The sequence below is a fragment of the Streptomyces phytophilus genome (assembly GCF_013870535.1).
GTDB classification, from domain to species: Bacteria; Actinomycetota; Actinomycetes; order Streptomycetales; family Streptomycetaceae; genus Streptomyces; species Streptomyces phytophilus.
Map to the genome: position 1 here is coordinate 1 of NZ_JACBXC010000116.1, position 9,287 is coordinate 9,287.

Here is a 9,287-nt window from a genome sequence, read left to right on the forward strand (position 1 = left end):
TCGGGAGGCAAGCGCCGGTGAGCCTTCCCGACGGGACCAGGGAACTGCTGCTCAGCCGGATCCAGGACGTGCCGGACTACCCGCAGCCGGGCGTGATGTTCAAGGACATCACCCCGCTGCTGGCCGACGCCAAGGCGTTCGCCGTGCTCACGGACGCGCTCACCGAGGTCTGCCGCGAGCAGGGCGCGCAGAAGGTCGTCGGCCTGGAGGCGCGCGGCTTCATCCTGGGAGCGCCGGTCGCGGTGCGCGCGGGGATCGGCTTCGTGCCCGTACGCAAGGCCGGCAAGCTCCCCGGCGCCACCCTCGGGCAGGCGTACGACCTGGAGTACGGCACGGCGGAGATCGAGATACACGCCGACGCCCTGCAGCCCGGCGACCGCGTCCTCGTCATCGACGACGTACTGGCCACCGGCGGCACCGCCGAGGCGTCGGTGCAGCTCATCAGGCGGGCCGGTGGCACGGTGACGGGTCTGGCCGTGCTGCTGGAGCTGGGTTTCCTGGCCGGCCGGGCGCGCGTCGAGCAGGCGCTCGCCGGCGCACCGCTGGACGCGCTCGTCACGGTCTGAGGCACCCCCCGCGGCCGGGTTCCGCCCGGCCGCCGGCGGCCTCCGTGCGGTCCCCGGTCCGGCGTTCTGCCTGGTCGGGGGCCTGGTCACGGCGTTGCCGGGTGGCCGGGCCGCGACGGCAGATACCATGGCAGTTCCGGGGATCTCCCCCGTGGGCCGTCCACCGTCAAGGAGTGCTCTTGCCAGACGAGGCTCATCGGTCCACCGCCGCGCCGCCCGACAAGCAGCGGGAGTCCGGCGCCGAGGACCGCCCGCTGCCCGCGAGGGCCGCGGAGAACGGCTCCGGACGCCGTGCCGCGCCGCCGGAAGGGCGCGTGCAGCCGGCCACTCCCGCGCGCGTCGAGCCGGCCTCCGGCCACGGCGGCGGGCAGGCCGGCCGCGGCGCCTCGCCGAGCAGGGTGCGGGCCCGGCTGGCCCGCCTCGGCGTGCAGCGGCAGAGCCCGTACAACCCGGTGCTGGAGCCGCTGCTGCGGATAGTGCGCGGGAACGACCCCAAGGCCGACACCTCCACGCTGCGCCAGATAGAGCGCGCCTACCAGGTCGCGGAGCGCTGGCACCGCGGCCAGAAGCGCAAGAGCGGCGATCCGTACATCACCCACCCGCTGGCCGTCACCACGATCCTGGCCGAGCTGGGCATGGACCCGGCCACGCTGATGGCCGGGCTGCTGCACGACACGGTCGAGGACACCGAGTACGGCCTGGAGGACCTGCGCCGCGACTTCGGCGACCAGGTGACGCTGCTGGTGGACGGCGTCACCAAGCTGGACAAGGTCAAGTTCGGCGAGGCCGCGCAGGCGGAGACCGTACGCAAGATGGTCGTCGCCATGGCCAAGGACCCCCGGGTCCTGGTGATCAAGCTCGCCGACCGGCTGCACAACATGCGCACGATGCGCTACCTGCGCCGCGAGAAGCAGGAGCAGAAGGCCCGCGAGACGCTGGAGATCTACGCGCCGCTGGCCCACCGGCTGGGCATGAACACCATCAAGTGGGAGCTGGAGGACCTCGCTTTCGCGATCCTCTACCCGAAGATGTACGACGAGATCGTCCGCCTGGTCGCCGAGCGCGCCCCGAAGCGGGACGAGTACCTGGCCGTCGTCATCGACGAGGTCCAGCAGGACCTGCGCAGCGCCCGGATCAAGGCGACCGTCACCGGCCGCCCCAAGCACTACTACAGCGTCTACCAGAAGATGATCGTGCGCGGCCGCGACTTCGCCGAGATCTACGACCTGGTGGGCATCCGCGTCCTCGTCGACTCGGTCCGCGACTGCTACGCGGCGCTGGGCACCATCCACGCGCGGTGGAACCCCGTCCCCGGACGGTTCAAGGACTACATCGCGATGCCCAAGTTCAACATGTACCAGTCGCTGCACACGACGGTCATCGGGCCCGAGGGCAAGCCCGTCGAGCTGCAGCTCCGCACGTTCGACATGCACCGCCGCGCCGAGTACGGCATCGCCGCGCACTGGAAGTACAAGCAGGAGGCCACCGGTGCCGCGGCCCGCCAGCAGGGCTCCGGTACCCGCAGGGGCAGCAAGTCCGAGCAGGTCAACGACATGGCCTGGCTGCGCCAGCTGATCGACTGGCAGAAGGAGACCGAGGACCCCGGCGAGTTCCTGGACGCGCTGCGCTTCGACCTCTCCCGCAACGAGGTCTTCGTCTTCACGCCCAAGGGCGACGTGATCGCCCTGCCCGCCGGCGCCACGCCCGTCGACTTCGCGTACGCGGTGCACACCGAGGTCGGGCACAAGACCATAGGAGCGCGGGTCGGCGGCCGGCTCGTACCCCTGGAGTCCGCGCTCGACAACGGCGACACCGTCGAGGTCTTCACCTCCAAGGCGGGCGGCGCGGGCCCCTCCCGGGACTGGCTGAACTTCGTCAAGTCGCCCCGCGCGCGCAACAAGATCCGCGCCTGGTTCTCCAAGGAGCGCCGGGACGAGGCCATCGAGCAGGGCAAGGACGCCATCGCGCGCGCGATGCGCAAGCAGAACCTGCCGATCCAGCGCATCCTCACCGGCGACTCGCTGGTCACCATCGCGCACGAGATGCGCTACCCCGACATCTCCGCGCTCTACGCGGCGATCGGCGAGGGCCACGTCTCCGCGCAGAACGTGGTGCAGAAGCTGGTCCAGGCGCTCGGCGGCGAGGAGGCGGCCACCGAGGACATCGAGGAGAGCGCCCCGCCGCTGCCCGGCACCCGCAAGCGCCGGGCGGCCAACGACCCCGGCGTGATCGTCAAGGGCGTCGACGACGTGTGGGTGAAGCTCTCCCGCTGCTGTACGCCGGTGCCCGGAGACCCGATCATCGGCTTCGTCACCCGCGGCAAGGGCGTCTCCGTGCACCGCGCCGACTGCGTCAACGTCGAGTCGCTGTCGCAGCAGCCCGAGCGGATCATCGAGGTGGAGTGGGCGCCGACGCAGTCGTCGGTCTTCCTCGTCGCCATCCAGGTCGAGGCGCTGGACCGCTCCCGCCTGCTCTCGGACGTCACCAGGGTGCTGTCCGACCAGCACGTGAACATCCTGTCCGCCGCCGTGCAGACCTCCCGCGACCGGGTCGCCACCTCGCGCTTCACCTTCGAGATGGGCGACCCCAAGCACCTGGGGCACGTGCTGAAGGCGGTACGGAAGGTGGAGGGCGTCTACGACGTGTACCGCGTCACCTCCGCCCGGAACAACTGAGCGCTCCCGCCGCCGCCGTTGCCGTACGTGACGAGGGCCCCGCCGTCCGGCGGGGCCCTCGTCACGTACGTGCCACTCGGCTCAGCCGCCGAACTCCCGCAGGCCCTTGAGCGCCTGGTCGAGCAGCGCCTGCCGGCCCTCCAGCTCACGGGCCAGCTTGTCGGCCTTGGCGGTGTTGCCCTGCACCCGGGCCTGCTCGATCTGCCGGTGGAGCTTGTCGACGGCGTCCTGGAGCTGCCCGGTGAGCCCCTCGGCGCGCGCCCGCGCCTCCGGGTTCGTACGGCGCCACTCGGCCTCCTCCGCTTCGCCGATCGAGCGCTCCACGGCGTGCATCCGGGCCTCGATCTTCGCCCGGGCGTCCCGCGGTACGTGCCCGATGGCCTCCCACCGCTCGTTGATCGAGCGGAAGGCGCCCCTGGCGGACTTGAGGTCGGTGACCGGCAGCAGCTTCTCCGCCTCCGCGACCAGCTCCTCCTTGCGCGTCAGGTTCTCGCGCTGCTCGCTGTCGCGCTCGGCGAAGACCTCGCTGCGGGCCTGGAAGAAGACGTCCTGCGCGCCGCGGAAGCGGGCCCACAGGTCCTCCTCCTGGTCGCGCTGGGCCCGGCCCGCGGCCTTCCAGTCCGCCATCAGCTCGCGGTAGCGGGCGGCCGTCGGTCCCCATTCACGGGAGCCGGAGAGCGCCTCCGCCTCCTCGACCAGCTTCTCCTTGCGCCGCCTGGCCTCCTCGCGCTGGGCGTCCAGGGACGCGAAGTGCGCCTTGCGGCGCTTGGAGAAGGCCGAACGCGCGTGGCTGAAGCGGTGCCACAGCTCGTCGTCGCTCCTGCGGTCCAGCCGCGGCAGGCCCTTCCAGGTCTCCACCAGCTCACGCAGCCGCTCGCCAGCCGCGCGCCACTGCTCGCTCTGCGCCAGTTCCTCCGCCTCGGCGACCACCGCCTCCTTGGACTCGCGCACCTCCACCTGGTGCTTGGCCTTGGCCGCCTTGCGCTCCTCCTGCCGGGCGCCCACCGCCTCCACCAGCCGGTCGAGCCGTGCCGTCAGCGAGTCCAGATCCCCGACCGCGTGCGCCTCCGAGACCTGCGCGCGCAGGTGCTCGATGGCGGTGGTGGCGTCCTTGCTGGACAGGTCGGTGGTCTGCACCCGGCGCTCAAGGAGGCCGATCTCCACGACCAGGCCCTCGTACTTGCGCTTGAAGTAGGCGAGCGCCTCTTCGGCCGAGCCCGCCTGCCAGGAGCCGACGACTCGCTCGCCGTCGGCGGTACGCACGTACACGGTGCCCGTCTCGTCGACCCGGCCCCATGGGTCGCTGCTCACAGCGCCTCCTCACATGACGCCCCGCGGGCCCGGCAGCCCGGCGGCGTCTTCCACAGTTGTCTGCGGCCGGAAAGGGGATGGGGTACCGGATCCGGCCGATCCGGCGGCGGGCGAAAGCGACTGCCGCCGGCACCCCCGCACCTGCACAACGCCAACATAGGCGAACGGCGGGCCGGCTGTCCGCATCCCGCGCGAGACCAATCCCGTAACGACGCGGCCCCGGCGGTGGCTCAGCGGTCGGTCTCCTGCTCCTTGGTGCCCTCGGTGACGGTCGCCTTGTCGATGACCACCGTCGCGTTGGGTGCGGTGTTGCCGGTCTGCGGGTCCTGGGGCTGCGCGCCGGCCTCGGCGATGGTCTTGACCGTGGCCATGCCCTCGTCGGTGATCTGCCCGAACGGCGTGTAGTTCGGGGGCAGCGGGCTGTCCTCGTAGACGAGGAAGAACTGGCTGCCGCCGGAGTCCTTCTGGCCGGTGTTGGCCATCGCCACGGTGCCCGCGGGGTACGTCCCGCCCTTGACCGCCTTGTCCTTGAGGTTCTCGTCCGGGATCGTGTAACCGGGCCCGCCCTGGCCGGTGCCGCCCGGGTCGCCGCACTGCAGGACGAAGATGCCGGACTCCTGGCCGGTCAGCCGGTGGCACGGGCTGTGGTCGAAATAGCCCTCGTCGGCGAGGAAGCGCATGTTGTTCACGGTGTGGGGCGCCTTGGCCGCGTCCATCTCGATGCCGATGTCGCCACAGGTGGTCGCCAGCGTCATCGTGTAGATCGCGGACTCGTCGATGCCGGCCTCCGGCTCCTTCTTCCACGTCTTGTCCGACGGCTTGCCCTTCTCGGGCTTGCCGCACGGGTCGTGCGCCTTCTCCGGGCTCGCGCTGGGGGTCGCGGCGGCGTCGTCCTTCTTCTTGTCGTCGTCCGAGCCGAAGCCGGTGACGGCCACGACCGCGACGGCGGTGATCACCACCACGAGCGGGGCGGTGATGACCGCCGCGAGCTTCCGGTTGTGCTTTCTGCGGTCGGCGCGCCTGCGCTGCTGCCGCTCGTACTTGTCCCGGGCGAGCTGCCGCCTCCGCTGGTCCCTGCTGACCACCGCTTCTTCTCCCTCAGTCGCTGCCACAACCGTTCGTGGACCGGAATTCCGTGTGCCGTACCGTATATCGATTCGCTGCCGGATGAGGAGCGCCGGTAGTCTCGGAACGGCCGCAATTCCGGGGCTCCCGCAGGCCGCGCGGCCCCCGGCGGCGGCCACAGCCGACGACATCCGACAGGTGAAGGACGATCGTGCTCATTGCCGGGTTCCCCGCGGGTGCATGGGGTACCAACTGTTATCTCCTCGCCCCGGCCGCCGGGGAGGAGTGCGTGATCGTCGACCCCGGGCACCAGGCCGCGGACGGCGTCGCCGAGGCCGTCGCCAAGCACCGGCTCAAGCCGGTCGCGGTCGTGCTGACCCACGGGCACCTGGACCACGTCGCCTCGGTGATCCCGGTCTGCGGCGCCCACGGCGTGCCCGCCTGGATCCACCCCGCCGACCGGTACATGCTCGCCGACCCGGAGAAGGCGCTCGGCATGTCCGTCGGGGCACCGCTGCTCGGCGAGCTGACCGTGGGGGAGCCGGACGACGTGGCCGAGCTCGCCGACGGCGCGGAGCTGGAGCTGGCCGGGCTGAGCCTGACCGTCGCGCACGCGCCCGGCCATACGAAGGGGTCGGTGACCTTCCGGCTGCCCGAGCAGCAGGATGTGCCGCAGGTCCTCTTCTCGGGCGACCTGCTCTTCGCCGGCTCCATCGGACGCACCGACCTGCCCGGCGGCGACAGCGCCGAGATCCTCCAGTCGCTGGCCCGCGTGTGCCTGCCGCTCGACGACTCGACCGTGGTGCTGCCCGGGCACGGCCCCCAGACGACCATCGGCCGCGAGCGCGCCGGCAACCCCTTCCTGCAGGAGCTGGCCGCGGGCCGGGCGGGCGGCCCGACCGCGCCGCTCCGCCACCGACGACGAATGTGACGACACCCTCCGTGAGCACTTCACCGGCCTTCAAGGCCCCCAAGGGCACCTACGACCTGACCCCGCCGCGCTCCGCGGCCTACCTCGCCGTCCGCGAGGCGTTCGCCGCGCCCGTACGCCGCGCCGGCTACGGCTACGTCGAGACCCCCGGCTTCGAGGACGTGCGGCTCTTCGCCCGCGGCGTCGGCGAGTCCACCGACATCGTGACCAAGGAGATGTACACCCTCACCACCAAGGGCGGCGACGAGCTGGCGCTGCGCCCCGAGGGCACCGCCTCCGTGCTGCGCGCGGCGCTGGAGGGCAACCTGCACAAGCAGGGCAACCTGCCGGTCAAGCTCTGGTACTCCGGCTCGTACTACCGCTACGAGCGCCCGCAGAAGGGCCGCTACCGGCACTTCTCGCAGGTCGGCGCCGAGGCCATCGGCGCCGAGGACCCCGCGCTGGACGCCGAGTTGATCGTCCTGGCCGTCGACGGCTACCGCGCGCTGGGGCTGACGGGCTTCCGGCTGCTGCTCAACTCGCTGGGCGACCAGGAGTGCCGGCCCGCGTACCGCACCGCCCTCCAGGACTTCCTGCGCGGCCTCGACCTCGACGAGCCGACCCGCGAGCGGATCGAGATCAACCCGCTGCGGGTGCTCGACGACAAGCGCCCGGAGGTCCGCGCGCAGCTCGACGGGGCGCCGCTGATGCGCGACCACCTGTGCGAGGCGTGCAAGGCGTACCACGAGCAGGTCCGCGAGCTGCTGACCGCGGCCGGCGTCGCGTACGAGGACGACCCCCGGCTGGTCCGCGGGCTCGACTACTACACGCGCACCACCTTCGAGTTCGTCCACGACGGCCTCGGCGCCCAGTCCGCCATCGGCGGCGGCGGCCGCTACGACGGGCTGTCGGAGATGATCGGCGGCCCCGCGCTGCCGTCGGTCGGCTGGGCCCTGGGCGTGGACCGCACGGTGCTGGCGCTGGAGGCCGAGGGCGTCGCGCTGGACCTGCCCGCGACCACCGACGTGTACGCGGCGGCGCTCGGCGAGCAGGCCCGCAGGACGCTCTTCGGCGTGGTCACGGAGCTGCGCAGGGCCGGGGTCGCGGCGGACTTCGCGTTCGGCGGCAAGGGGCTGAAGAACGCGATGAAGTCCGCCGACCGCTCCGGCGCGCGCTACGCGCTGGTGGCGGGGGAGCGGGACCTCGACGAGGGCGTGGTGCAGCTGAAGGACCTCGGCAGCGGCGAGCAGCGGGCCGTGGCGCTCGGGGCCGTGGTCGGCGAGCTGCGGAAGCTGCTGGCCTGACCCCTGCGGGTGGCGCGGTGGCGGGTGGATTTACGCCGGTCGAATGCGCGGTCGGGCATCGTTGACCCCTGCCGGTGGACGGCCGGCGGGTCACCGGCCGATCACCGGTGCACCGGTGCCCGATCGCCATGCGTTGCGGCACAATGAGGTGCCGCCACCGACCCGAGCCCACACGGAAGCAGCGAGATGACCACGACCGCAACGAGAACGGCCCCGTCCCAGCACGAGGACCCGCCCGAATCCGGACTTATCGGGTCGAGCCGACCGTTCGCCTGGCTGCTGGTGATCGGCGGAGTGCTGGGCGTGGTGGCGTCCGCGGTGATCACGCACGACAAGATGAAGCTGCTGGAGGACCCGAACTACGTCTCGGCCTGCAGCCTGAACCCCGTCCTGTCGTGCAACAACATCATGAAGAGCTGGCAGGCGTCGGTGTTCGGGTTCCCGAACCCGTTCGTCGGCTGGATCGCCTTCCCGATGCTCGTCGTGATCGGCGCCGGCCTGCTGGCCGGCGCGGGGCACCGCCGCTGGTGGTGGACCGGGCTGTGGGCGGGCTCCCTCTTCGGGGTGGGCTTCGTCACCTTCCTCCAGTACTCGTCGCTGTACAAGATCGGTTCGCTGTGCCTGTGGTGCTCGCTGGTCTGGGCGGTGACGATCCTGATCTTCTGGTACACCACCGTGCACAACGTCAGGACCGGCGTCTTCCCGGTCTCGGCGCGGGTGCGCGAGGCGGTGCTGGAGTTCAACTGGGTGGTGCCCGTCCTCTGGTACGGGATCCTGCTCATCCTGATCGGCATCCGCTGGTGGTCCTACTGGAAGACGCTCCTCTGAGCGCTGTCGGTCCCGTGGCATAGGCTCGCCGGTGTGGAGCCCGACCTGTTCACCGCCGCCGCCGAAGAGCGCCAGGAGAAGGATCCCGGCAGCTCCCCGCTCGCCGTCCGGATGCGCCCGCGCAGCCTCGACGAGGTCGTGGGGCAGCAGCACCTGCTGAAGCCCGGCGCGCCGCTGCGCCGCCTCGTCGGCGAGGGCGCCGGGGGGCCGGCGGGCCCGGCGTCCGTGCTGCTGTGGGGCCCGCCCGGCACGGGCAAGACGACCCTGGCGTACGTGGTCAGCCAGGCGACCCGGAAGCGCTTCGTGGAGCTGTCGGCGATCACGGCGGGCGTCAAGGAGGTCCGCGCGGTCATCGAGGGCGCCCGCCGTGCCGTCGGCGGGTACGGCAAGGAGACCGTCCTCTTCCTCGACGAGATCCACCGTTTCAGCAAGGCCCAGCAGGACTCGCTGCTGCCCGCGGTGGAGAACCGCTGGGTGACGCTGATCGCGGCCACCACCGAGAATCCGTACTTCTCGATCATCTCGCCGCTGCTCTCCCGCTCGCTGCTGCTGACGCTGGAGCCCCTGACCGACGACGACGTGCGCGGGCTGCTGCACCGGGCGGTCGCCGCCGAGCGCGGCCTCGGCG

General features: G+C 71.8%; 8 protein-coding genes. 6 read left to right on the forward strand and 2 right to left on the reverse strand.

Translation table 11 applies throughout. From position 1 onward, the window contains the following. Positions 1–17: 17 nt before the first annotated feature. Positions 18–566 (forward strand): adenine phosphoribosyltransferase, encoded by a 549-nt coding sequence (locus tag H5J30_RS09155; RefSeq protein ID WP_181786794.1) that lies wholly within the window; start codon positions 18–20, stop codon positions 564–566. A gap of 179 nt (positions 567–745) precedes the next feature. Beyond that, entirely contained in the window at positions 746–3,241 is a 2,496-nt protein-coding gene (locus H5J30_RS09160; protein WP_181786796.1) for a RelA/SpoT family protein, read from the forward strand. Positions 3,242–3,322: 81 nt separating this feature from the next. Here H5J30_RS09160 and H5J30_RS09165 read toward each other — a convergent pair whose 3' ends face one another. Together H5J30_RS09165 and H5J30_RS09170 are read right to left on the reverse strand one after the other, a co-directional pair. Next, positions 3,323–4,552, reverse strand: a complete 1,230-nt coding sequence (locus H5J30_RS09165; RefSeq protein WP_181786797.1) for a DUF349 domain-containing protein — start codon at positions 4,550–4,552, stop codon at positions 3,323–3,325. 230 nt (positions 4,553–4,782) lie between these two features. Further along, the gene (locus tag H5J30_RS09170) at positions 4,783–5,637 is read right to left on the reverse strand and encodes a peptidylprolyl isomerase (protein ID WP_181786799.1); all 855 of its coding nucleotides are present in this window, start codon (positions 5,635–5,637) and stop codon (positions 4,783–4,785) included. Between the two features lie 191 nt (positions 5,638–5,828). Between H5J30_RS09170 and H5J30_RS09175 the strand changes: the two genes are divergently transcribed. The 4 genes from H5J30_RS09175 to H5J30_RS09190 all read left to right on the forward strand — a co-directional run. Beyond that, positions 5,829–6,548 (forward strand): MBL fold metallo-hydrolase, encoded by a 720-nt coding sequence (locus tag H5J30_RS09175; RefSeq protein WP_181786801.1) that lies wholly within the window; start codon positions 5,829–5,831, stop codon positions 6,546–6,548. After that, on the forward strand, positions 6,545–7,831 hold the full coding sequence (gene hisS / locus H5J30_RS09180; RefSeq protein ID WP_181786803.1) for a histidine--tRNA ligase: 1,287 nt from the start codon (positions 6,545–6,547) through the stop codon (positions 7,829–7,831). The genes H5J30_RS09175 and hisS overlap by 4 nt, the downstream gene beginning before the upstream one ends. Before the next feature lie 186 nt (positions 7,832–8,017). Next, positions 8,018–8,659 carry a vitamin K epoxide reductase family protein gene (locus tag H5J30_RS09185; protein WP_181786805.1) on the forward strand — a complete coding sequence of 214 codons (642 nt, stop codon included), beginning with the start codon at positions 8,018–8,020 and terminating at the stop codon, positions 8,657–8,659. 33 nt (positions 8,660–8,692) lie between these two features. Beyond that, positions 8,693–9,287 (forward strand): AAA family ATPase (locus H5J30_RS09190; RefSeq protein ID WP_181786807.1); only part of this gene is annotated, 595 nt, incomplete at its 3' end.